We start from the raw sequence: 23,686 nt of genomic DNA on the forward strand, positions 1-23,686 counted from the left end.
GTGACACCTGCCCGGTGCCGGAAGGTTAATTGATGGGGTTAGTTTTCGGACGAAGCTCTTGATCGAAGCCCCGGTAAACGGCGGCCGTAACTATAACGGTCCTAAGGTAGCGAAATTCCTTGTCGGGTAAGTTCCGACCTGCACGAATGGTGTAACCATGGCCACGCTGTCTCCACCCGAGACTCAGTGAAATTGAAATCGCAGTGAAGATGCTGTGTACCCGCGGCTAGACGGAAAGACCCCGTGAACCTTTACTACAGCTTGGCACTGAACATTGACCCTACATGTGTAGGATAGGTGGGAGGCTTTGAAGCAGAGACGCTAGTCTTTGTGGAGCCGTCCTTGAAATACCACCCTTGTAGTGTTGATGTTCTAACGTTGGTCCCTGATCGGGATTACGGACAGTGCCTGGTGGGTAGTTTGACTGGGGCGGTCTCCTCCCAAAGAGTAACGGAGGAGCACGAAGGTTGGCTAAGTACGGTCGGACATCGTACGGTTAGTGTAATGGTAGAAGCCAGCTTAACTGCGAGACAGACACGTCGAGCAGGTACGAAAGTAGGTCATAGTGATCCGGTGGTTCTGAATGGAAGGGCCATCGCTCAACGGATAAAAGGTACTCCGGGGATAACAGGCTGATACCGCCCAAGAGTTCATATCGACGGCGGTGTTTGGCACCTCGATGTCGGCTCATCACATCCTGGGGCTGAAGTCGGTCCCAAGGGTATGGCTGTTCGCCATTTAAAGTGGTACGCGAGCTGGGTTTAGAACGTCGTGAGACAGTTCGGTCCCTATCTGCCGTGGGCGTTTGAGAATTGAGAGGGGTTGCTCCTAGTACGAGAGGACCGGAGTGAACGAACCGCTGGTGTTCGGGTTGTCATGCCAATGGCACTGCCCGGTAGCTACGTTCGGAACTGATAAGCGCTGAAAGCATCTAAGCGCGAAGCAGGCCTCGAGATGAGTTCTCACTAGACTTTTAAAGTCTCTGAAGGGCCGTTGAAGACTACAACGTTGATAGGCAGGATGTGGAAGTGGTGTGAGCCATTAAGCTAACCTGTACTAATTACCCGTGAGGCTTAACCATACAACGCCAAACGCGTTTTGTGGCAGCGTAACAGACAGAAGTTAAGAAACTAAAGTAGACATTTACTTAAAATCAGCATTCCGAATTTAGTAGTCGCGATTTTATATCGCGCTTACAACAGAATACGCTTGGTGACAATAGCGTTTTGGACCCACCTGACCCCATGCCGAACTCAGTAGTGAAACGAAACAGCGCCGATGATAGTGTGGCATTTGCCATGTGAAAGTAGGACATCGCCAGGCTCCTAATTAAAGAAACCCGTTGCAGCAATGCAGCGGGTTTTTTGTGTTTGTCGTCGCGCTCCATCCGCGAACAGACAGCCCATGATGCGGGATAAACCCGCTGCTACTCACTATCAAAATGCCAAAGCGTAGGCGTGATTGTATATTTGATTTTCACTCACTCCACAACCTTCCACTATATTTACTCTTTGTTGCAATTTTAATCTTGGTTTAGTACCTGAGCTATGTAAAACTATTTGGGATTTTTAAACCTCAATCAGGTGACATGAATGTCTCAAATTAAAGCTTGGAAACTTATAAGCCTGTTTTGTTTGATAAGCTTGCTTATGGGCTGTCAGTCTAAAGAAGAGCAGCTAAAACAAACAATTCAACAATCTATAGAAAAAGCTGAAGTCGAGTTGAACCAGCTAGGTACAGCGCTTGATAATGGCTCACTTCGCAATGCGACGATACTAAAACAATACGGAAAGGTTTTAGCTGAGCAGCAACCGCAACTTTCTGAGATCGCCCGTGTTATTAGCCTTGATGCGACTCGTGAAGGTGCTATCTATTCTGGCCTTACTCAGCGTTTAGCTGACGCTAAATCAACTTACTTAATTCCACCCTATGAAGATACGCTTCATCAACTTGATTTAATACGTGATGCTGCAAAACCGTCATTATTTCAAGATGCACTCACAGATCCCATCAATATGCTTGCAGATATGTCGAATGGCACGCTTGCACGTGTTGGCGCAATTAGTGGAGCAGCTGAAGGCGAAAGTGTCGGTAACCAGTTAGTTGGTAACCCTAACTATGGGCAGTGGCAAACGAATAGCAGCGGCACCAGCTTTTGGGTTTGGTACGGGATGTATCGTATGTTGGGCGATGTATTCGACCGAGTTGAATATGGTCGTTGGAGCCGTCATAGAAAGTACAGCTATTACAATGACTATGGCCGTTATCGTTATTCAAGCCCAAAACAGATTAAAGCACAGCAAACGGTAGAGACGCGCACTCGTCAGTCTTATCAACGCCAAGGTAAACAATTCACTAGTCCGTATGCCACTAAGCGCAGTGGCGCATCTGGATTAAGCCGTAGCAGCTATACGCCGCCACGCACACGTAGTAGCTATGCTTCTAGCAGTAGTTACAGTAAAAGCTCTGGGTCATTACGTAACAGCTCGAGCAGAACATCACGTGGCATTAGCCGCGGTAAGTAGTGAAAAGAATAACCACCGGAGTTACAACATATGTATGAATTTAATGGAATAACAACTTGGTCGTTGCAAGCTTTAGCAATCGACTTTGCAATCATTATCGCTTTATTTGTAAGCTTAAAATTTATTAAAGGCTGGGTATCTAACTTACACGCCAATGATGAAATTACTGAACGTGATAACTTTGCATTTGGTATTAGCTTTGCGGCAGGACTAGTGGCACTGGCTATTGTTCTAAGTGGCGTGAGCAGTGGCTCATTTGCACCGACCTTGCAACAAGAAGCATTACAAATGCTTGGTTATGGTGTGATGGCGATTGTACTTATTAAGCTAGGTCATTTCTTCCAAGACAAAGTAGCGCTACGTAAAGTGAGCCTGCACGACGAAATTGTAAAAGGTAATGCGACTGCTGCACTCATTGATTTTGGCCATGTAGTGAGTGTGGCTATCGTTATTCGCTCAGCTTTATTTTGGGTGGCGACCGAAGGCTGGCATGGTATTCCAATTGTGATCGCAGCCTTTGCGATTGGTAGCATCGCGATGCTACTGATCAGCCAATATCGAGTACAGTTATTTAAACGTACTAACCGCAGTGGTGATTGCCTACAACAAGCGGTTATTGATGGCAACTTAGCGGTGGGTATTCGTTACGCTGGCTTTTTAGTGGGTAGTGCATTGGCATTAACTGCTGCATCAGGTATTGCTCCTTATGCCGCTGACAACATTGTAGCTAGTTTAGGTTACTGGGCATTGAGTGCAGCAGTGAGCTTAGTTGCCTTCATTTTACTGCATTTAGTGACTATTAAAATCATCTTATCTGGTTGTGATATTTCAGATGAAGTAAATCGCCAAAAGAACGTGGGTGTAGCTGCTATCTCTGCAGCGGTTTCATTTGCGATAGGTTCGACCATGGCAACCTTATTAGGTGCCTAGTTAAGTGTCTACTACAACTACAGCCCCAAGTAGAGCCAATCTACTTGGGCATGATTTCCTATTAATAACTGTTATGGCCGTACTCGCTGGGTGCGGCCTTATTTATGAATACCTTCTCTCTCATTACGCAGGTCGTGTCTTAGGCTCGGTTGAGAGTGCTATTTATGCGATGATCGGCACCATGATTGTGGCTATGGGGATAGGTGCATTTTTAGCACGCTGGTTTAAAGATGCATTTACTGCTTTTGCTTGGTTAGAGAGTCTTATTGCTTTGGTCGGCATGGGCTGTATTTTAGCGATTGCCAGTGTTATCGCCGTTAGTTATTCATTACCACATATCTTCTCTGAGATTTTTAACCTACCAGCCGACACAGTACTCAATGGTTACGTGTTTGAAAGGCTGCAAGAATGGTCTCGTTTTTTACCTTATGTGTTTGGTTTATTACTTGGGCTATTAATTGGTATGGAGATCCCGCTAATTGCGCGTATTCGCCAGCAAGTTTATGGGCGCTTCTTAGAGAACAATGCGGGCACCATTTACGGCGCAGATTATATCGGTGCCGGTATAGGTGCTGCGATTTGGGTGAGCATTATGCTGGCGATGCCAATTATGCAGGCAGCAGCGTGGACAGCGTTATTTAATATTATTGCCGGTCTGGTATTTTTATGGCGCTATCATCAACACGTTCGCTTCGCTAAGTTACTGTTAGTTTGCCATGTACTGTTGTTGGTGTTTTTTGCGTTTGTGCTCGTGCTTGGCACTAACTGGATGAAAAACCTCAGTAATGTTTTATACAAAGACAAAGTCATCTACTCGCAAGCAACTAAGTATCAGCACTTGGTGTTAACTGAGCGTTTGAGTCGCAATCAGCCGAATGCAATTACCGATCTTTATCTCAATGGTCGTTTACAGTTCTCAAGTGTGGATGAGCAAATTTATCATTCAATGCTTGTCTATCCTGCAATGCTCGCCTCAAATCGTCACGACCGCGTACTGATCATCGGTGGTGGTGACGGGCTTGCATTGCGTGATGTTTTGAAGTGGCCAGTAAAGCATGTCACCTTGGTTGACCTAGATGGTCAACTGTTAAACTTATTTGGTAATGATGTGGGCGACTATGATGCACCAGAAAAGATCAGAACACGTTTAGCAACCCTTAATAATCACTCTATGAGTGATCCTCGCGCTGAAATACGTACTGCTGATGCCTTTTTAGAAGTTGAAGCTATGCTGGCAAAGGGCGAGCGTTTTGACACTATTTTAATTGACTTACCAGACCCTAATCACCCTGATCTCAACAAGATGTACAGTGACTATTTTTATAATCATGTGCGTCAGTTGCTCGCACCTGACGGGGCTGTGGCCGTGCAATCAACATCGCCTTACCATGCGAAGAAAGCCTTTTTGAGTATCGCTAAAACAATGAAAGCTGCGGGCTTTGGTTATGTTGAGCAATATCAACAAAATATTCCTTCATTTGGTCAGTGGGGTTGGACAATCGCGACAACTGCTGGTAAATCAGCAAGTCAACGAATTCGTGAAACTAATGAATTACCCGTGCCATCTCGTTGGGTAAGCAAAGAATATTTATTAGCTTCTTTTGTATTTCCGAATCATTTTTTTGAACAAATAAATACGATTGAAGTCAATAGATTAGGCTCTGGAACCTTGTACGATTATTACCGCCAAGCATGGCAAGTTGAAACCGAATTGTACAAAAATTGATATTTTACAGTTGACATAATATGTCGGCTATGCAAATCTTAACTCAAGACATAATATGTCAAAACGAAAAAGGTGAGACATGGAATTAAATGAACTATCAATCAAATTAGCGTCTTTTGAAACCGAAGGTGTGAGCTTTGAGTCTTTCTTGATTGCCAATCCAGGTGAGCAAGATGTGTTACAAGTTATCGTCGATGGGAATGATGAGTTACCTATCTTTGTTACTCAAACAGAAGAGCAATTACTGTGTATTAGCTACCTGTTTGCCGAAAACGAAGTGCAAGCAGATATGCGTAATGAGTTAAACGAAACGTTACTACGTTTAAATGTACCAATTCCATTAAGCGCATTTGCAAAAATTGATGATAAATACGCTATTTTTGGCGCACTATCGGTTAATTCATCGTTTGATGATATTACCCATGAGTTGGTAACACTGGCAGACAATGCGATTGATGCACTTGAAGCCGTGACCATTTATTTAAACGATTAATTAGCAATTTCTGGAGTTAAGATTATGAGTATTTTAAAGAAACTATTTACAGCTGTACGTGGTGGCGCTCGTGAAGCAGGACAAGCAATTGTTGATGCAAACGGTATCCGTATTTTTGAACAAGAAATTGCTGATGCACAAAATGCCTTGCAGCGTGCTAAGAAAAGCCTGACTGAAGTGATGGCAAAAGAGATGCAAACAAAGCGTAAAATTAGCGCATTAGATGCATCAATTGCAGAGCACGAAGCGTATGCAGGCCAAGCACTTGAAAAAGGCAATGAAGCACTTGCATTAGAAATCGCAGAAAAAATCGGTGATTTTGAAGCAGAGAAAGCTGAAAATGAAGAAGTGTTAGCTGGTTTTAGTAACCACATTGTGCAACTAAAGCAACAAGTTAAAGATGCAGAAAAGTCGATTAAAGAAAATCAGCGCCAATTAACAATGGTTAAAACGACTGAAAGCGTGCAACAGGCTACAATGGCTGTTAACAGCACGCTAAATACTAATAGCTCATCAATGACATCTGCGCGTGAGTCTCTAGAGCGTATTAAGCAGCGTCAACAAGACCGTCAAGACCAGTTAGGTGCGGCTAAGCAATTAGAAGCGGATACTAACGGCGATGATTTAAAAGCGAAAATGGCTGAAGCGGGCATTGGTGATACCAATCCGAAAAGCGCAGATATTTTGGCGCGTATTAAAGCAAAACAAAATAGCTAATTAGTTAGTGGAAAGGCAAAAGGTAACCCATGCACTGGGTTACTTTTTTGCTTCAACAAGGAGTCAGCCAATGTTTAACTTTTTCAAATCTAAAAAAGCACCGGAGCGTCAACTCACCGAGCCTAGCCAATTGCAAGTTGGTGATATGTTAAGCGTCATAGATTCATTTGCTTATCCGAGCTGGCTAAAGGGACAAACATTACGTGTTGTTGATGTACAAACGTATCAGTATCAACGTAGTGCGGAGTATGAGTTGGTACTTGAAAGCGAGTCAGGACAAGTGGTGTTTTTGCAAATTGAGTCTGATGACGGTGAACAGTGGGCAAACTTTGCGATCAAAATTCAACGCGACGATGTTGATGAGATTTTTTCCCTTGATGAGTTCGCTCGTATTTTTGATGAAGACGAATTAACGGCAATTAATGTGCAAAATAGCCCAGAGCGTTTTAGTCACTTTTTAGCATCAAGCTACAAACAAACAGAAGCACCTTATGTGTGTTATTTCCACAACAAAGATTACCGTAATAAGCCTTTACCTCGTTATGAAGACGAAGGCGGGGAGCCGTGCGAAATGATCTGTTTAAGCTCTGATGATGAATCACATGGTTTAAATATTGAGGTTTGGGAAGGGGGTGAAACAGAAGTATCACTGACGTTAACCAGACCAATAAGTGATATTGTTGATTTATTTCCTGGGGATGCCAAGTGAGTGATGCAAAAGCCAAGTGGCAGCGTCAGGAGCAAGCAGTTAGAGCAACGCAAATGGCGTTTGATTTAAGCTCTGAAGTGCAAAAATCAATTAAGAAGCAAGCCATTGACCAAGAGCTTACCCCCTCAGATATGATCCGTAAGATTTTGGAACTCGATGTTAAGTCGAAAAAAACCAGACAGCGTTTATCGTTTAACTTAAATGATGAAGAAATTGCCTTATTGGCTGAGCGGTTTGGGGTTGCTGCTGATGATAAGCGCGCAGTGAAACAACAAGTTGCTGAGTTACTGATTGCACACAGTAAAAAAAGCTAAGGTTTTGCCTTTACTTCTTTAAGCCCTTACACTGAGAAAAGATGTTTTAACGAAGTGGCATAACTGTGGATATTATTTTACTTGCTTATTTAGTTATTTTTGCATTATTTGGCACCGCGGCAAGTTACTTTGTACGTTACATTTATGCTTACTGGGTGCATAACACGATGCACATAAAATACATTTATAAGGCCGGTATTTGCATCATCAGTGTGGTGATAATATCCGGCCTTATTGCATTATTTACTTAATCTCGATTGCTTGACACTGCTGTGAAATACACAGCGACTGTACAGGCAGTACAGGCGAGCAATCATTCACAGTTAAGGACTGTTCTGTGTTTTTTTCTGCCATTGTAATTCGCTCGGCAAGTTGTTCAGCCTGTTCTTGCGCTGCGTTTAAGGTTGAATAAACAACGTAGCGGCTTGGCCCTCCACATGTGCGTTCTCCAACTTCTAATACCTTGCACTGGAAAGTTGCTGTGCAGCTATTGTTGCTCGCTAACTCGTTCAATTGTTCATTTAAATCGCTTAAATCAACCTTACTAGAATTGCTTGATGTTGTTGTTTCACAACCTGTTAATGCTATTACCGCAAATATACCAGTAGTGATGAAAAGTTTTTTTAACGTTGAACGAACCATTATTGCTTATTCCTTAGTACACACTTTGCGCAGAGCCATCGATTTTAACACAAGTGTTATTAGAACACTGCGTACTGGGCGTGGTTAAATGCTGACAAATACTCATCATGTCGTTCACTGCATTGAATTGTTTTTCGAGGGCTGTGATGTCTTTTGCAAGTTTTTCAACCTCAGCTGTGTTAGCTGTTTTAGTTGAATAAACAATAAAGTTACTTGGGCCACCACAAGCGCGACTACCTATAGGGAGCACTTTACATTGGCTGCTGTTATCACAGCTAGGGTCATCAATAAGTTGATTTAGTTGTTCATGTGTAGACTTAATCGTGGCTTGGTCTGGCGCAATTTTGTTAACATCAACAGCTGATTTTTTTACTTCAACGGTTTTTTGAGGATCAATAACTTTATTGCGATTGCTTGTAGTTTCGGCTTGCTCATTAATGACTGCATCTGAGCAGGCAGTGAGTAAAACAGGAAATAAAATAGCCAATAGAGGATAGCGCATAACATACCTAAAAATCGTTGAATAAGTACTCACTATCATACACATTGCTCAAAGTGGGGCAATAAAAACGTTAGCTTTCAGTGAGTAGCTCTGTATTCACAGAGCTACAGTAAGATGAAAGTTTTATACCACTCCACAATAAGTAGGTATTACAAACCACCTTGGGTTAGTTTGGCAGGGTTAAGTAACTCGCTCAGTTCTTCGCGCGAAATATCAGTATGCTCTGCAGCAACATCAATAATTGGACGGCCTTCTTGGTAAGCTAATTTGGCAATTTTTGCTGCTTTGCTATAGCCGATCACCGGATTGAGCGCGGTAACTAGGATAGGGTTTTTCGCGAGAGCTTTATCAACATTGCTTTGGTTTACTTTAAAGCTAGCAATCGCTTTGTCCGCAAGAGCTTCACTGCTATTGGCAAGCAGTTCGATACTTTGCAGAATATTTAAGGCAATCACAGGTAGCATCACATTGAGCTCAAAGTTACCCGCTTGGCCAGCTACGGTTATGGTGGCATCATTACCAATTACTTGTGCGCTGACCATAGCTGCAGCTTCTGGGATCACAGGGTTTACTTTACCAGGCATAATTGAAGAACCAGGCTGTAAGGCTTCAAGCTCAATTTCACCAAGACCTGCAAGTGGACCTGAGTTCATCCAGCGTAAGTCATTGGCTATTTTCATTTGTGCTACTGCCAAAACTTTGAGCTGACCTGAAAGTGCAACAATGGCGTCTTGTGACCCTATGTTATAAAAAAAGTTTTTGCTAGGGCTAAAGCGAATTCCTACATTCGCACTTAAATGCTGACAAAATTCACTGGTAAATGCTGGGTCGGCATTAATGCCGGTACCAACGGCTGTACCACCTTGCGCAAGTTCACAGACTCGTTCGAGTGTTTGGCGAATGCCAGCCATTGCATGATCCACTTGTAACTGCCATGCAGCGAGTGTTTGTGCAAAACTCACAGGCATAGCGTCCATTAAGTGAGTACGGCCGGTCTTAACTATATGGCCCACTTCGGCTTGTTTATTTTGTAGGCTTTGACTGAGCCTATCGAGTTTAGGAAACAGTTCATAAATGATGTTAATGGCGCTGCTTACTGCAATAGCCGTAGGGATCACATCATTTGAGCTTTGTCCCATATTCACATCATCGTTGGGGTGAATAGTCTCGCCTGCTAATTCACTGGCTAGTGTGGCAATCACTTCATTAGCATTCATATTTGAGCTTGTGCCAGAACCTGTTTGGAATACATCAACAGGAAACTCTGAAAAATGTTTACCGTCGATAATCGCTTGGCATGCTTGCTCAATGGCTTTGGCTTTACCTTGGCTTAAATGGCCTAATGCTGCGTTACTTTGTGCAGCGGCTTGCTTAATGTACGCGAGGGCGGTGATAAATTGCTTAGGCATGGCTAAGCCACTAATTTTAAAGTTGTTGATAGCGCGTTGCGTTTGAGCTTGATACAAAGCATTGGCAGGGACTTGTAACTCACCCATGCTATCAGATTCGGTTCTAAATTGGCTCATAAACACTCCTAAATCGGGTTAAATTCTTGGCTGAGAAGGCACGCTTCTCGCTCCAAACTGAAATACTTTTCAATACAGTTATGAGTTTTGTAGTAACGCTTTAGTGCAAGTTGCGGCTTGTAAAGCTGAGCTAAACATTGTTTACGAATTGCATTATGTATTAATGAATCACACATTTTTTCAAGTAGCTCATGAAAGGTACGTCTTAAATAAAGCTCTTGTAAAATAAAATTGTGGTGCTTTTCGTAATAGCGTGCAACGTTTAAGCCCGCTTCAACATAGTTAGCAACAAGTGCTGGGGCGTGTAACCCAGGTCTTTGGCAAACACATTTCATTTGCCATTGATAATGGAGCATAGCATTGTGAGTGTGCATAGAAAACCGATTAACTGTAATGATAATTGTTATCATTACAGTTAATCGGTTTTAGTGCAAGTTTTATGTAGAGTTATAAAGCTTGAAGTGACTAACTGTTTTGGTTTAATTGTAACCAAGAATAAAAATCTGGTCTGTTTCATGTTTTTTCGGCGCCTGTACATTTTCTTTATTACATTGAGAAAGAAGATCAATTACAGTTGCTCTGTCATCACAACTTGTTAAGGCGGCTTTTTCGCTTTCTGCTCGCTCACTGGCGGCAAGTGCTGCATCTACAGCGGTGTAGGGTGAAATATACATAATGTATCTCCAGTTGGTTAATTCATAGAATAAATAGCATAAGCTGTACCAGTCTTTATAAAAGTCCTTAACCCAATGAAAATATTGAATTTATAATTTTAAGCTATAAATTACCCGCGACTTTACGGGTTATTTTTGCTTTACTGTTGTGCACTGATTACCAAACATGGTGCACATAATTTGTATGGATAAACCCTTCTCTCAAGCCTGTGAAAACAACAAATTACCTATTTTAAACGTATTAGAAGCGTTCTTTTGTGATGTGACGGATGTATTAGAGGTCGGCTCAGGTACTGGGCAACATAGTGTGCATTTTGCAACGCATTTAGCACATTTACAGTGGCATTGTAGTGATCGCGAGGTTAATCACCCTGGGATTTTACAGTGGCATCAAGAAGCTGCACTAACGAATTTGCATGCGCCATTAACACTCGATCTCAATGATCCTTGGCCGATTGAAACTGTGAATGCTATTTTTACGGCGAATACAATGCACATAATTAGCTGGCCACTGGTAGAGCGTTTTTTCCAAGGTGTAGCAAAGCATTTAGCGCCTAAAGGTAAATTATGTATTTATGGACCATTTAAGTACCAAGGTAAGTATACCAGTGCCAGTAATGCAGAATTCGATGCTTTTTTAAAACAGCAAGATGCCAATAGTGCAATTCGTGATTTTGAAGCGATTTGCCAACTTGCAGAGCAAGCTGGCTTATCCTTTGTTGAAGATGTGCAAATGCCAGCGAATAACCAATTATTGCTGTTTAAAAGGCAGTAAGCTTTCGCATTGTGCTTTATAGAGCGTCATATGCTGGCGTTCTCTAATAATAAAGTCACTAATGGCTGCTGCAAACTCACCGTGCTGAATATGATGCAGTGAATAAGTATTTACGGGCTTAAAGCCACGACTTATTTTATGCTCACCTTGCGCGCCAGAGTGAAACTGTTTAAGTTTGTTGGCAATACAGTACTCAATGCCTTGATAGTAGCAAAGCTCAAAGTGCAAACTATCGAGCTCATAGTTCGTTCCCCAGTAACGACCATATAAACAGTTCTGATCTTTAAAACTGAGCGTGGCGGCAATCACCTCGCCTTTATACTTAGCGAACATTAACACTAGCTTGTCGGTAATGCTTTGCTGTAATAACTCAAAAAAGGCAGTATTCAAGTAACCATTGTGGCCAGAGCGTTTTAAATAGGTTTGTCGGTAAAAGTGACTAAATTGCTGCATGTGTTGTTTGCAGATGTCAGCACCTTCAAGCCATTCTATGGTTATTTGCTGCTCACTAATTTTACCACGTTCTTTTTTAATTGATTTACGCTTTCTTGCGGTGAGTGAAGCTAAAAAGTCATCAAAGCAATGATAGCCTTCGTTAAACCACTGAAACTGCACGCCCAGACGTTGCATTACGGTGTCGCTAGTTAACGCATTGGCTTGCTGTTGATGGCAAAAGTTTATATGCCACCCTGACCAGCCTAACTGCGCTGCTGTTGCTTTGAGTACATTATTAATATAGGTATAGACATCAGCGGGGTCAGTATCGTTGGTACCAATTCTTTGTCCTGCAATTGGGGTAAATGGCACACCACACAGCCATTTAGGATAGTAATCTAGGCCATGTTGTTGATAGGCTTCAGCCCAAGCCCAGTCAAATACATATTCACCATAAGAGTGATGTTTTAGATACCCGGCTAGTAAGGCAATGACCTGTTCTTTCTGGTAAATAACTAAGTGCATGGGCTGCCAGCCAGACTCTTCACTAACACAACCACTTTGCTCTAGGGCAGCTAGAAATGCGTGATCCGTAAAGGGTGTATCATCAAAAAATGACTGCCAAAGAGCGGCATCAATCTCGCTTATTTGATTAAACCAGCGGTGGCTAAATTCACTCATCGCGCAGCCGATTCAATATCGTTGATAAAGTCGTTGATATGCATAGCGAGCTTATCGAAATACGGGTTAAAAGTAAGCCGTGCAAAGGGTTTATGTTTTGCTAAATTGGCCTCTGTGCGCTCTCCGAAAACAATATTTTCCTGATACTTACAGGCTTTATACAAGGTGTCATCATCTAAATAGCTGCCACAATTACGATAATAGGCGTGCTGACCGTAATAAGGATTACTAGGCTTATTAACGATGCCTATGTGTGACATTCCTTGTATTTTTTTACAGGTATCGTTGTCGCAATCATCACGAATAATTTTGTAATCAGTCGGAAAGTTAGTTGGGATATTGCTATCGTCGCCATAATAAATAAGACGATCTAATTTATTCTTTATGCGCTTTTTAGGATCATGTAAAGCGGCCAGAAGTTTAAAAGTAACTTGGTTATCAATAGTGGTATCAATATCACTAAAGGTAGTGAATAACGCGATATTTGGTAATTGACGCGGTGCAAGTTCATCAATATTGATACGACTCATGGCTTGATGACTTGCTGTTGCAGCACTAAAGGGGAATGACTCATATTTTGCGAAGTCGAGATCAGCATCTTTATCAATCCAGTTGACAAAAGGTATAGCGTCAATCCACTTGGCTAGCCAACCATTTTTATTATGGGGTTCTGTGGCTGGAGAAAATAGCATCGCTGCTAAAATTTTTTCATTGGTAGGGCCTTGCGTTAAATAATCAATCACCAGTGCTGCCCCTGTTGAGTAACCTCCTAATATGACTTGATCAAAGTCTTTCAATGTACGCTCTATAGCGTAGATGCTGGCTGTTCGCCAGTCATCGGCATCCATGTCTCTAAGTGCTGCAGGCGCAGTACCGTGACCTGGCAAGAGGATAGTGCGTACCGTATAACCTTGTTGATAATAGACCTGTGCAAGGTCATGGTAGGTAAAGGGTGAATCGGTTAAACCATGAATCAATAGTACCGCCTTACGGCTATTGCCATGCTTTAGCTCAAACGGGCTTATTAAGTCGGCAATAGTGGCATTTTCGGGTCGCGAGCCTTGCGCAACCAGTTGTTGATAGGTGTCGGTATAAACAGGGCATGGCAAGTTTGCGCGTGGGTTTTCGCTGCTAATTTGTAAATAAGCTGCGGTTAAGTAGTCACTAAATGCCTGCTCGGTATTAAAGCTAAAAGTACTTTGTGTTCGAGGTAGCGGTTCTCTAAATAGCCCTTCGCGCTTACTTTTCATCATCAGTGCTTGGTCTTTAAGCTGAGTAAGGCAGGTTTGTTGCTGTGCCATTAATGGGCTACTAAATAGTCCACTGATGGTCAAAGAGATAGCAACTAAGGTGATGAATTTCATATTTTAAGCGTCCTTTTAAAGCCTGTTTTTAGCTTATCGAGTTATGTTTTATTTGCAAGCAAGCTGCGTCAAGCGAGCGGTAAGTGGCGCTTGGTAAATGCTTGTTTTAATACCACCGTCGACTCGATATTAGCGATGCAGTTAATACTGCCTAATTTATGTTTCACAAAGCTTTCATAGCTTTCTAAATCAGCGGCAATAATCTTGAGCAGATAATCATAACTGCCTGAAATAACAGAGCACTCAAGCACATGTTCAAGCTTCTCAACTTGTTGTTCAAATTGCTCAGCAGCGGCAACTGAGTTTTGGTTTAAGCGAACAAAGGCGTACACAGAGACATTTAAATCAACCGCTTTAGGATTGATGGCAGCATGGTAACCAATGATCACATTTGCTGATTCGAGCTTTTTAATGCGGCGTAGGCAAGGGGTATCTGACAGGCTAACCGAGTGTGCCAGCTCTGAGACAGAAGTTCTCGCATTATCTTGTAGCGCATTAAGTAATTGTTGGTCTTTTTTGTCTAATTTCATTTTTATTTGAGTGATTTTCACTAATCTAGATGGATTCTAGTCTATATTTTGGCGATTAGCACTCATTGAACTCTGTTAACATTATCGCAATATAATTATTTTGGAGTGAGCCTGTGACTGAGAACACCAAGGCATTTGATAGCTGGCTTCGCACCCGTTTTGTTGAGATCAACAGCGAATTAGAAAAACTATATTGGCAACAAGACGATAAAGCGAATGTAGAGGGTGTCGGTGAGCACTTAAAGCATCAATTAGAGCAAGAAGGTAATGAGCATATTCGCACCTTACTTGCAGAGGGTAATACTGATGAAGGCTTTGATAACGCCTTTGACTTGTTAGGTAATGTTGGTTTGTATATGGCGGCATGCCGTCGACATGAGATAACAGAGCCTTCTCGTGAAACAAGTTCACCGCTTGTTGAAGCTTCTGCGCTGGCAATGCACATTGGTGCATCAATTGGTGTAACCCCGCGTTTTGCTACGGCGCATTTAACCACCCACAATAAAGCGGTTGATGGTGTGTATAAGCGCTTTACTGACCTTGAAGATGAGAAAATCTTTATCGATTACAATACCAAGGGTATTTTAGCGTATAAGCGTGCGGCGGATGCTTTATTAAAAATTCAGCCGTTAGGAATATCGCATCCTATCACGGCAGATTTACTTGCAGTGGCAAAACAAGCGCTGCTTGATGTGATTGAGTCGAATAATGCGCTATACAACAAGCTCGATACAGACCGCTTTTTCTATTGTGTAAGGCCGTATTACAAGCCGTATCGAGTAGGTAAAGAGATATATCGTGGCGCGAATGCTGGTGATTTTGCGGGCATTAATGTCATCGATTTATTGCTTGGGCTTTGTTTTGCCAATGAACCTAGCTACTCGCAAATGCTGGTGGATAAATTCTTGTATATGATGCCTGAAGATCAGCAGATTCTGCGCGAAAGCATGCGTATGACAAGTATTATGGATGACTTTTTAGCGGCAGAAGCTGAGCGCGATAGCGAATGGCTACAAACTAACTTAAAACTGTTTATTCAAGTGTGCAAATTGCATGGTGATACTGCGATTGGCCACCATAATCAATTGGTCAGTAAATACATTGCGCAACCTTCACAGCAAATGCAGCAACAACATATGGATAAAGTCACAGCCAGTGGGCCGCCTTTGCATGTGTTACTAAACTCACTAGAGCAGTTGCGTGATCGCCGTGCGGCAGCAAAGCGGGATGATATTCGCACTCGGTTTGATGATTTAACTAAGTTAAAACAGTGGATTAAGTAATGAACAAAAACGATTTTCTAATTCCACAAGGCAGCTATTTGCTTAACCACTCTGTGGGGCGACCCTTAAAATCTGCTGAGCAGCATTTTCATCAGCAATTTTTTGCCGCTTGGCAAAATGAAAATAAAGAACCATGGCAACAGTGGCTGCAAGGTGTCGAGGCATTTACGAGTAGTCTCGCTAAATTATTTAACTCGCAAAGTGAGTTGTTTTGCCCACAGGTTAACTTATCGAGCGGTTTAACCAAGCTTTTGATGTCACACCCGCGACTTCAGCAAGAAAATTGCAAAGTGTTGATGGCCGAAAGTGACTTTCCAAGTATGGGTTTTGCAATGCAAAAAGCCCTACCTGAAAGTGCTGAAATTGTGTTTATTGGTAAACATGAAGATTTAACAGATGCACAGGTTTGGCAGTCATATTTAGCGAATAATAATATTGATTTAGTTTTTATCAGCCATGTTTATTCAAACACGGGTCAGCAAGCGCCTATTCATGAAATTATAAATATTGCAAAGCAACACAACACATTGAGCTTACTTGATGTTGCGCAGTCTGCGGGCATTTTAGAGGTCGACTTAACTAAGCTTGATGCCGATTTTATGTTGGGCTCGAGTGTCAAATGGCTATGTGGTGGACCTGGTGCTGCTTATTTATGGGTTAACCGCAAGCAGCTATCACTTTGTCAGCCACAAGATGTTGGCTGGTTTTCTCATCAAAATCCGTTTGAATTTGATATTAAGCACTTTGCTTATCATCAAACCGCGTTGCGCTTTTGGGGTGGTACCCCTTCAGTTGCACCTTATATCCTGGCTTCGCATAGTATTAATTACTTTGCAGAGCTTGGTATCGAAAAAGTGCGCGCATATAACTTAGCAATGCTTGCCCAGTTTCATGATCAATTAGCTGATTATATGGGTTCACCAATACAGGCTGACAAATGCTCTGGAACGGCCATTATGCATTTTGGCGAGCAACAAGCGGCTGTTAAAGCTGCGCTTATTGCAGCGAATATTGCGGTTGATGAACGTCACTTAGGCTTAAGAGTCTCTGCTCATATTTACAATGATCAGCAGGATATAGATGCCTTTATTACGACTGTGAAAAGCGCTTTATACCAACGCGCTTAATTAAGTGAGCTCTTTTGAGGCAATAAAACCTTGTTGATAACAAGGCAAAAATTTCGTAGTTAAGTTGTTCTTAATGAAAAATTTTTAACGCAGGTAGCGACAGGTTTTATCCCTCAAAATGATTAAGTATTATTGCGAGTTGGTATTACGTTAAGTGCTTGTCGAGCCTTTGCTTTGACTGAACGCCAGTGCGTCATTGGTTTTTCGGGGACCAATGCTAAAACTTGCGCAAAGTCGATGTCTTCGATACCGACTTCGTTACTGTGGGCAAACATAATTCGTTTGGGTTGCAGCGCTTTTAGCATGAGCAAAGAGTTTAAATACAGCTTTGGGTAAAAAACAGGAAAGGGTGGCACGAGCTGCCCTTTTACTTTTACCAATAAATCAGCAATGTAAATTCGCTCACTGGGAATATGGTACAGGCTAATATCTCGGTCGGTATGACCTGGGCTATGTAGTGCTTGCCAATCCTCAAAGCCCGGTAGGGTTGCATCTGCCCCAAGGTAATAATCAGCATCTAGATGGCGGCTGTACCAAAGATTGTGGCGTTTTTTATTTAACCTACCTGCGACCCACCAAGCAAGCGCGATATCGGTTAAGTGCATTAAGAAACCATCAATGCCTCTATACCATTGTCCTGGGGCGTTTGACGTGGCTATTTTAGCACCACTTAACTTTCTTAATGCGTGTGCTCCACCGGCATGATCTGGGTGCATATGGGTCACCACAATAAGCTTTAAGTCAGTGACAGGGCGCTTTAGTTGCTCGGTAATATAGTCAAATACAGTATTCACATCAGCACGGCAACAACCATCAAGCAGCATCAATTTATCTGGATATTCAACCAAATAGATATTTTGGATATAACCTTCGAGCGTGTGAATTTGCAAAACGATTGATCCCTAAACTTAATCAGCAAATCAGTTATATCATGTCTGACCAGTTTTGGTAAGCTAAGCTAATTGGATTGTGTACCTCGCTCTTTGAGCTGTTTTTTGCTTTCTTCTAGCTGTGCTACTTGCTTTTCTAGGGTGGCGATTTGACTTTTATAGTAAGCGTTAATACGTTCGCTTTGTTTGCTAATAGCATCGTCAATGGACGCTGCCCCCAATCTATTGGCGGCATCTTGCGTCATATTTTTGAGTTTATCGATGCGCTCACTTTGTTGTTTTTGTAGTTCTTTGAGCTCTAATTGGAGGCGGTCTATTTCGCGATCGACTTTTTGGATTTTTAAATAATCCTCAACACTTAAGTCTGCTGGTTTTTGCGGCTGCTCTGTGGCTGGGATTTGATTACTTGCTGGTGGCGGTGTAATTTTCACGATTGCTGCATCTTTACCACAAGGCTGCTCGGTAAAGGTGGCAACCCCGTCAATGATACACTGATAAATAGTGGCTTGACTGTTGGCGCTGGCAAATAGAGCAAGAGTAACAAATACAAAACGAAACATAGCATCACTTTGTGTAGCAAATAGATACTTAGCATGCATGAAATATAATGAGGTGTGCAAGTTTTTCGAGCATAAAAAAACCGCTAAAAAGCGGTTTTTAATAATAAAATGGTGGAGAAGGAGGGATTCGAACCCTCGATAGAGCTACAAACCCTATACTCCCTTAGCAGGGGAGCGCCTTCGGCCACTCGGCCACCTCTCCAGCGCATAATTCTGATTGTAATTTGCTGAAATAAATCAACAAATAAAAATAAGTGGTGGAGAGATAGGGATTTGAACCCTAGAGGGGCTACAAACCCCTGCCGGTTTTCAAGACCGGTGCATTCGACCACTCTGCCATCTCTCCACATCGTGATGCGAGAATAATACTTAGCTGAATCGGCTGTGTAAATAGGAAAAAGTTCGTTTGCTTGTTTTTTGAGCGTAAAGAGGGTGTTTTTTGTAAAAAGGTTTAATTATTTGCTGTTTTTAACTTAAAAGAAGGGTTGGAGCAGTAAACGGAGGAGCTAAAGAAGGATCTTCATTAGTGGTTGGGTGTTTACTGCACCGATAAAGTAACCATGGTTGGGGATTACTTGTGTTGTACTGCGCCGCCAAGTGCCAGTTTTTTTCCGTAACGGTTTAACTTAGCAAGCATTTTTGCTTTTCTGTTAGTTGGTTTTACGGCAACATGAGTTGCTGCACTTTGGTTTAGTGTATTAATCGGGTTCATTACTTTGCTCCAGGTTGTGTTTGGTTGAAAACATGGGTATTTTGCAACCAAAATGGACAAAAATAAAACGATAAAAATTGAGTCTATCGGATAACTTTTTTTAATCCGAATTCACTTTATTAACAATGGGTTAAGTTTTCTGTTTTGCTATAGTTTGCATGGTTATGCAAGGTGCTTTTTTATTAACTTTAGGCATATAAAGAGTTTTTGCTTTATGTTGTTTTGTTTATGCGTTTTTAAATTTATAAAGTGACTAAATATTCAGATTAATATAATTTGAATGAGTGGCTGTTTTTGCCCTGCTTGAAAAGAAGTAATCGTTGATGTTGATAATAATAAAGCCAAGCGACAAAAAAAATCATAAAAACAGTGTTGATTGGCTACTAAAAGAATGTAAAAAAAGACAGATTGAGCCTGAATTGTATTTAACCACAGGTAAGTTTGAGAATGATTGCGCTGATATTGCGCTTTTGGCTAAGAAGCAAACTCAAATCGTGGTGATTGGTGGTGACGGAACTTTACACTTAGCTGTTAATGCAGTCATAGAGAGTGATTGTTCAATTGCGTTAATTCCGGCAGGCACAGGTAATGATTTTGCTCGTGGCTTTGCGTGTAAACAACAGGCTTGGTATGAAGCCGTTTTTAATAGCCGTACAGAGTTAATCGATGTTGGACAAGTAAACCAGCGGTATTTTATCAATGTTGCGGGTATAGGCTTTGACGCTGAAGTGGTGGCTCAACTAAACAAAGCCGGAACTTTTAGCTCGTTTGGCTACACTTGGCAGGGTATTAAGCAGCTATTTTTATTTCAGGCACGGTCACTTCAGGGTGAGTTTAATGGTAAAGCACTCAACTACAGTAACTTAGCGACGATTTTTGCCAATCATCACTACTTTGGTGGTGGCTTAAAAATCGCTCCAAAAGCACAGCTAAATGATGGCCAGCTTGACTGTTACTGCATGCCCGCAGGTGGTTTGCTGAAAAACCTGCTCAGTTTTGTGTATTTACTACTGGTAAAGCATCATAGTTTGAAAAAGCTAGAATATTCACAACTAGCCAGTGCTGAAGTAACCACCACTGGACAGCTTATTGAGGCCGATGGTGAGTTGGTGGGTTTTACGCCTGCGAAGATCAGTATTCACCCGCAAGCGCTACGTTTTCATATGCCATAAAAAAGCGCCGGCAAAATTTGCCAGCGCTTGGTGTTAGAGGCGACATAGTCACTTCTAACTGGGGACGGAGCCTTTTTGCTGAATACTGCGAGCAGCAAAAAAAGCTTTAATTTGTTTTGTCGGTGTTAGCACAATGGCATTGCCAAATAAAACTAAGCTAAATCCGATAAAGGTGTTCGCTTGCCATTCGAATCCTTCAAATAAGGTACTTAGTACCACTGCAACCAGTGGGAATAATACGATCACATAACTTGCCCGTTCTGGGCCGATATTTTTTAGTAGTGCAAAATAACAAGCAAATGCGATTACTGTACCGAACACAGCTAAATAGAGCAGCGACACCCAATAACTTGTTGGAGCATTCAAGGTAAGCTCTACATCACTGACTAAAACATAAGCAGCCAAGCCTAAAGCGCTATATAACATACCCCACGCGTTGCCTTGTAGTACGCCAATGTTACGCTGAGAGTTTCGAACACTGACCATATTTCCCAATGAAGCCACAAAGGTTCCTGATAGCGCAAGTAGTAACCCGACCAACGCACCATTACTCAAGTTGAATTGCTGAATTTGTGGCCAAAACAAGCTAGCAATTCCCATCACGCCAAGAAGTGCACCAAAGTAAATTCGCTTGGCGATAGGTTTGGCAAAAAATAACCGTGTATTGATGATATTCATCAATAACAGCATGGAAAAAGCAATCGATGCCATGGCTGAAGTGAGGTAATTTTGTGCCCAATATAAAACAAGATAGTTTAAACCAAAGTTGAACAATGCCAGTAAAGCGAAAAAGCCATGGTCACGTAGTGAATATTGCATAGGTAGCTTTTTTATCAGCACGAAAGCCCACATTAAAACGGCTGCAATAGCAAAGCGATAAAACAAGGAGATTTCAACGGCAACATTGCCTAATTGAAACTCAATCGCTAGCCAAGTTGACCCCCAAATTAGTACCGTGACGAGGTAAAGAGCGGCACTTTTCATAGTTAGTACTCAAAAGTTTAAAGTATGTTCATTTTAGGCCTCTTCTGTATACTTAACATATACAGAAAACTAAAAATATAACCTATACAGTTTGGTGTCCGATGTCACAAGTAATCAGTCGCAGTAATAGTGAGTTTTTATATCAACAGGTGATTCAGCTAATAAGAGATCTTTGCTCTCAAGGGTCGTTATTGCCTGGAGAGAAGTTACCGTCGCTAAGAAAAATGGCTGATAAGTTAAACGTAAGTATCCCAACAGTGAAACAAGCTTATCAACTTTTAGAAGGGCAAGGGTTGATAGAAGCCAGAGAAAAGTCAGGATACTTTTTAAAGTCTTCTCAATTAAATCAATCGCGGCCGAAACGAGTGAAGCTAAGTCGCGAACCAATGATGGTGAATAAGCAAGGCTTGATTGAGCAAGTTTATAGTGCCATACATAAAGCCAATGTTGTGCCATTCGGTATTGCAAACCCTATTGCAGCAGCACCTACAGATAAAGCGCTAGCACGAACAATGCGACGTGTAATGACACTGGCTGGCGCATCGGCAATTAACTACGGTCCAATGGATGGTTTTGCACCATTGAAAAAGCAATTGATCCACCGCTATTTAGATTTTGGCATTGGTGTTGATAGTGATGAATTGGTGATCACCAATGGCGCACAAGAGGCATTGGCAATAGCACTTAAATGTGTCGCTAAACCTGGCGATATTATCGCCATCGAATCGCCTTGTTATTTTGGCATTATTGAATTAATTGAAAGCTTAGGCTTAAAGGCGCTGGAAATCCCCCTGTGTCCTGATGAAGGAATTTGGCTAGATGATTTGGCTCAAGCCCTCGATGAGCATGATATCAAAGCGTGTGTTTTTTCAACGTCGTTAAATAACCCCGTTGGTAGTTTTATGCCAGAGACTAAACGCGAGCAGTTAGTGACTCTTTTAGAAGAGCGTAACGTTGTGCTCATAGAAGACGATGTTTATGGCGATCTACATTTTACTGCTAAACGTGCTACACCAGCGCAAGCTTATTCAAAAAAAGGCTTAGTGATCACCTGTGCGTCGTTTTCAAAAACGGCTGCACCAAGCTATCGTATTGGTTGGATCATTGCGGGCAAGTTTGCAGAGCAAGCAAGGCGTTATAAACGTGCTCTGAGTTGCTCCGCGCCACTTATTAATCAATGGACTCTGTATGAGTTTATCGCCAGCGGTGAGTACGATCGTAATCTGCGTTTGTTGAGGCAGCGCTTGAGTACAAATAAAGAACGTATGATTTGGTGCTTACAGCAATATATGCCAAGTTGCGCGCGCATTAGTAATCCGCAGGGTGGCTGTGTGATTTGGATTGATCTTGGAGGGCAGTATGATGCGGTAAAGTTATTCCATTTAGCGTTAGAGGCGGGGATTAGCATTACTCCAGGGTTAATATTTTCAGCGGGTAAAAAATACCGCAGCTGTTTTCGCTTAAGCTATGGTTTACCTTGGTCTGAGCATTTAGAACAAGCAATTAAAACCTTGTCACAGCTCACAGTATTAGCCAAAAAATAAAAAGCGCAGAGCAAGCTCTGCGCAAAACCAAGTGCGTTGGTTCAGGGATATCTTACTCAGCATGCTGTTTAAATGTGAACAGCTGGTATTCTTTTAATTCAGGTACTAAAGCGACTAGCTCTTGCTCTTTATGGGCAATATCTGCAAAACTGCCACAGAGTGCATCGGCACGCTCTTCTAGTTGTGCGGCTTGGGTTTCTACGCGTGCTTCGATTTGTTCACCCATGTTTTCCATGCGCTTTTCAAAAGCATCCATATCACCACCTGAGCCGATTAATGCAGAACCAAGAGCAACTAAAATACTGCCCATTGATTTCATCATGGCTGACTCAACCGCGGATTCGATTTGCTCATCAAACTGATTCTCAAAGTTTTGGCCAAACTTTTCGAAATTTTGCTGACCCATAGTGAATGCACCTTGTTGATAGAAAGCGTTCTGCACTTCTACGCTAATGTCATCCATTAATTCAGATATGTCGTTTAGGCCGTCAATGTTAAAAGCATTAGCAACTTCTTCGATTGCTACACCTGCGATTTTTACCCCATCAAGCGCGATGTTTGCCACCTCAGGGAGTTGGCTGCGTAAGCTGTCGGAATAAGCGGCAATAGCCTCTTGCTGCGAAGAATTGAGGGATACGCTTTGACCATCAATATATAGATTATTTTGGTTGATGATTTTCATAGTACGATTATCGGCTGTGTAAACTTCTAGCTCGCTTGGCGTAATACGAACATCATTTTTAAATTCAACATCACATTGCTCACCACTGAATGAAATATTTGTATCATTATCGTTATGAGCCATAGCACTTGTGGCGATAAATAAAGAACTTGCTAACAATAACTTTTTCATTTTTTTCTTTCCTGTTTG

26 protein-coding genes, 2 tRNA genes and 2 rRNA genes (1 of these 30 running past the window's edge) are annotated in these 23,686 nt (G+C 42.0%); 15 read left to right on the forward strand and 15 right to left on the reverse strand.

Going from position 1 to position 23,686, the window contains the following annotated elements; translation table 11 throughout:
• From LY624_RS00210 to LY624_RS00255, 10 genes are all read left to right on the forward strand, one after another.
• Positions 1 to 1,081, forward strand: a 23S ribosomal RNA gene (locus LY624_RS00210); it begins 1,802 nt to the left of the window's first position.
• Positions 1,082 to 1,208: 127 nt separating this feature from the next.
• Positions 1,209 to 1,323: ribosomal RNA gene (gene rrf, locus LY624_RS00215) — 5S ribosomal RNA — on the forward strand.
• 269 nt (positions 1,324 to 1,592) lie between these two features.
• Entirely contained in the window at positions 1,593 to 2,525 is a 933-nt protein-coding gene (locus LY624_RS00220) for a CHAD domain-containing protein (RefSeq protein WP_130150229.1), read from the forward strand.
• 30 nt (positions 2,526 to 2,555) lie between these two features.
• Positions 2,556 to 3,455: a DUF350 domain-containing protein gene (locus LY624_RS00225; protein WP_135923113.1), complete on the forward strand. Its 900-nt coding sequence runs from the start codon at positions 2,556 to 2,558 to the stop codon at positions 3,453 to 3,455.
• A gap of 73 nt (positions 3,456 to 3,528) precedes the next feature.
• Positions 3,529 to 5,181 carry a polyamine aminopropyltransferase gene (locus LY624_RS00230; protein WP_445936728.1) on the forward strand — a complete coding sequence of 551 codons (1,653 nt, stop codon included), beginning with the start codon at positions 3,529 to 3,531 and terminating at the stop codon, positions 5,179 to 5,181.
• Between the two features lie 79 nt (positions 5,182 to 5,260).
• Positions 5,261 to 5,674 carry a YjfI family protein gene (locus LY624_RS00235; RefSeq protein WP_062569423.1) on the forward strand — a complete coding sequence of 138 codons (414 nt, stop codon included), beginning with the start codon at positions 5,261 to 5,263 and terminating at the stop codon, positions 5,672 to 5,674.
• Positions 5,675 to 5,698: 24 nt separating this feature from the next.
• Positions 5,699 to 6,391 carry a PspA/IM30 family protein gene (locus LY624_RS00240; RefSeq protein WP_062569424.1) on the forward strand — a complete coding sequence of 231 codons (693 nt, stop codon included), beginning with the start codon at positions 5,699 to 5,701 and terminating at the stop codon, positions 6,389 to 6,391.
• Between the two features lie 70 nt (positions 6,392 to 6,461).
• Positions 6,462 to 7,100, forward strand: a complete 639-nt coding sequence (locus LY624_RS00245) for a hypothetical protein (RefSeq protein WP_341803617.1) — start codon at positions 6,462 to 6,464, stop codon at positions 7,098 to 7,100.
• Positions 7,097 to 7,414 (forward strand): hypothetical protein, encoded by a 318-nt coding sequence (locus tag LY624_RS00250; protein WP_062569426.1) that lies wholly within the window; start codon positions 7,097 to 7,099, stop codon positions 7,412 to 7,414. Before LY624_RS00245 ends, LY624_RS00250 begins: the two co-directional genes overlap by 4 nt.
• A 65-nt stretch (positions 7,415 to 7,479) precedes the next feature.
• Positions 7,480 to 7,665, forward strand: a complete 186-nt coding sequence (locus tag LY624_RS00255) for a hypothetical protein (protein ID WP_062569427.1) — start codon at positions 7,480 to 7,482, stop codon at positions 7,663 to 7,665.
• Here the strand turns inward: LY624_RS00255 and LY624_RS00260 are convergent.
• The 5 genes from LY624_RS00260 to LY624_RS00280 all read right to left on the reverse strand — a co-directional run bounded on the left by LY624_RS00260 (position 7,658) and on the right by LY624_RS00280 (position 10,758).
• Positions 7,658 to 8,056 (reverse strand): hypothetical protein, encoded by a 399-nt coding sequence (locus LY624_RS00260; RefSeq protein WP_341803618.1) that lies wholly within the window; start codon positions 8,054 to 8,056, stop codon positions 7,658 to 7,660. The two genes, LY624_RS00255 and LY624_RS00260, sit on opposite strands and share 8 nt — an antisense overlap.
• Before the next feature lie 13 nt (positions 8,057 to 8,069).
• A complete protein-coding gene (locus tag LY624_RS00265) occupies positions 8,070 to 8,558 on the reverse strand; it encodes a hypothetical protein (protein ID WP_341803619.1) in 489 nt (162 codons plus the stop codon).
• A 149-nt stretch (positions 8,559 to 8,707) separates the two neighbouring features.
• A complete protein-coding gene (locus LY624_RS00270) occupies positions 8,708 to 10,084 on the reverse strand; it encodes a class II fumarate hydratase (protein ID WP_341803620.1) in 1,377 nt (458 codons plus the stop codon).
• 8 nt (positions 10,085 to 10,092) lie between these two features.
• Positions 10,093 to 10,458, reverse strand: coding sequence for a hypothetical protein (locus LY624_RS00275; protein WP_237120386.1), 366 nt, complete (start codon positions 10,456 to 10,458; stop codon positions 10,093 to 10,095).
• Positions 10,459 to 10,563: 105 nt separating this feature from the next.
• Positions 10,564 to 10,758, reverse strand: coding sequence for a hypothetical protein (locus tag LY624_RS00280; RefSeq protein ID WP_054554610.1), 195 nt, complete (start codon positions 10,756 to 10,758; stop codon positions 10,564 to 10,566).
• 184 nt (positions 10,759 to 10,942) lie between these two features.
• On the opposite strand from LY624_RS00280, the gene LY624_RS00285 reads away from it, so the two are divergent.
• Positions 10,943 to 11,533: a DUF938 domain-containing protein gene (locus tag LY624_RS00285; RefSeq protein ID WP_341803621.1), complete on the forward strand. Its 591-nt coding sequence runs from the start codon at positions 10,943 to 10,945 to the stop codon at positions 11,531 to 11,533.
• Here the strand turns inward: LY624_RS00285 and LY624_RS00290 are convergent.
• The 3 genes from LY624_RS00290 to LY624_RS00300 form a co-directional block, all read right to left on the reverse strand.
• Positions 11,510 to 12,649 carry a GNAT family N-acetyltransferase gene (locus LY624_RS00290; protein ID WP_341803622.1) on the reverse strand — a complete coding sequence of 380 codons (1,140 nt, stop codon included), beginning with the start codon at positions 12,647 to 12,649 and terminating at the stop codon, positions 11,510 to 11,512. The genes LY624_RS00285 and LY624_RS00290 overlap by 24 nt on opposite strands.
• Positions 12,646 to 14,013 carry an alpha/beta hydrolase gene (locus tag LY624_RS00295; protein WP_341803623.1) on the reverse strand — a complete coding sequence of 456 codons (1,368 nt, stop codon included), beginning with the start codon at positions 14,011 to 14,013 and terminating at the stop codon, positions 12,646 to 12,648. Before LY624_RS00295 ends, LY624_RS00290 begins: the two co-directional genes overlap by 4 nt.
• Before the next feature lie 68 nt (positions 14,014 to 14,081).
• Complete coding sequence (locus tag LY624_RS00300) at positions 14,082 to 14,543, reverse strand: Lrp/AsnC family transcriptional regulator (protein ID WP_341803624.1); 462 nt, start codon at positions 14,541 to 14,543, stop codon at positions 14,082 to 14,084.
• A 113-nt stretch (positions 14,544 to 14,656) separates the two neighbouring features.
• Here LY624_RS00300 and LY624_RS00305 point away from each other — a divergent pair, with 113 nt between their 5' ends.
• Positions 14,657 to 15,826 carry a PrnB family protein gene (locus tag LY624_RS00305; protein WP_130150252.1) on the forward strand — a complete coding sequence of 390 codons (1,170 nt, stop codon included), beginning with the start codon at positions 14,657 to 14,659 and terminating at the stop codon, positions 15,824 to 15,826.
• A complete protein-coding gene (locus LY624_RS00310; protein WP_341803625.1) occupies positions 15,826 to 16,953 on the forward strand; it encodes an aminotransferase class V-fold PLP-dependent enzyme in 1,128 nt (375 codons plus the stop codon). Before LY624_RS00305 ends, LY624_RS00310 begins: the two co-directional genes overlap by 1 nt.
• Positions 16,954 to 17,075: 122 nt before the next feature.
• Here the strand turns inward: LY624_RS00310 and LY624_RS00315 are convergent, their stop codons facing one another.
• From LY624_RS00315 to LY624_RS00335, 5 genes are all read right to left on the reverse strand, one after another.
• Positions 17,076 to 17,843 carry an MBL fold metallo-hydrolase gene (locus LY624_RS00315; protein ID WP_130150256.1) on the reverse strand — a complete coding sequence of 256 codons (768 nt, stop codon included), beginning with the start codon at positions 17,841 to 17,843 and terminating at the stop codon, positions 17,076 to 17,078.
• A 68-nt stretch (positions 17,844 to 17,911) separates the two neighbouring features.
• Positions 17,912 to 18,403, reverse strand: coding sequence for a DUF4124 domain-containing protein (locus tag LY624_RS00320; RefSeq protein ID WP_165381465.1), 492 nt, complete (start codon positions 18,401 to 18,403; stop codon positions 17,912 to 17,914).
• 109 nt (positions 18,404 to 18,512) lie between these two features.
• Positions 18,513 to 18,605, reverse strand: a tRNA-Ser gene (locus LY624_RS00325).
• A gap of 53 nt (positions 18,606 to 18,658) precedes the next feature.
• Positions 18,659 to 18,749 (reverse strand) — tRNA-Ser (locus LY624_RS00330).
• A 225-nt stretch (positions 18,750 to 18,974) separates the two neighbouring features.
• Complete coding sequence (locus LY624_RS00335) at positions 18,975 to 19,115, reverse strand: hypothetical protein (protein ID WP_165381466.1); 141 nt, start codon at positions 19,113 to 19,115, stop codon at positions 18,975 to 18,977.
• Positions 19,116 to 19,438: 323 nt separating this feature from the next.
• Between LY624_RS00335 and LY624_RS00340 the strand changes: the two genes are divergently transcribed.
• Positions 19,439 to 20,287: a diacylglycerol/lipid kinase family protein gene (locus tag LY624_RS00340; protein WP_341803626.1), complete on the forward strand. Its 849-nt coding sequence runs from the start codon at positions 19,439 to 19,441 to the stop codon at positions 20,285 to 20,287.
• Between the two features lie 54 nt (positions 20,288 to 20,341).
• On the opposite strand, the gene LY624_RS00345 is transcribed toward LY624_RS00340, so the two are convergent.
• On the reverse strand, positions 20,342 to 21,271 hold the full coding sequence (locus LY624_RS00345; RefSeq protein ID WP_341803627.1) for a DMT family transporter: 930 nt from the start codon (positions 21,269 to 21,271) through the stop codon (positions 20,342 to 20,344).
• Between the two features lie 101 nt (positions 21,272 to 21,372).
• On the opposite strand from LY624_RS00345, the gene LY624_RS00350 reads away from it, so the two are divergent.
• Positions 21,373 to 22,815: an aminotransferase-like domain-containing protein gene (locus LY624_RS00350; RefSeq protein ID WP_130150262.1), complete on the forward strand. Its 1,443-nt coding sequence runs from the start codon at positions 21,373 to 21,375 to the stop codon at positions 22,813 to 22,815.
• 52 nt (positions 22,816 to 22,867) lie between these two features.
• On the opposite strand, the gene LY624_RS00355 is transcribed toward LY624_RS00350, so the two are convergent.
• Complete coding sequence (locus LY624_RS00355) at positions 22,868 to 23,668, reverse strand: YggN family protein (protein ID WP_341803628.1); 801 nt, start codon at positions 23,666 to 23,668, stop codon at positions 22,868 to 22,870.
• Between the last annotated feature and the right edge of the window lie 18 nt (positions 23,669 to 23,686).

Origin of the sequence: Pseudoalteromonas sp. N1230-9, from assembly GCF_032716425.1 — a bacterium.
Lineage (GTDB): Bacteria > Pseudomonadota > Gammaproteobacteria > Enterobacterales > Alteromonadaceae > Pseudoalteromonas.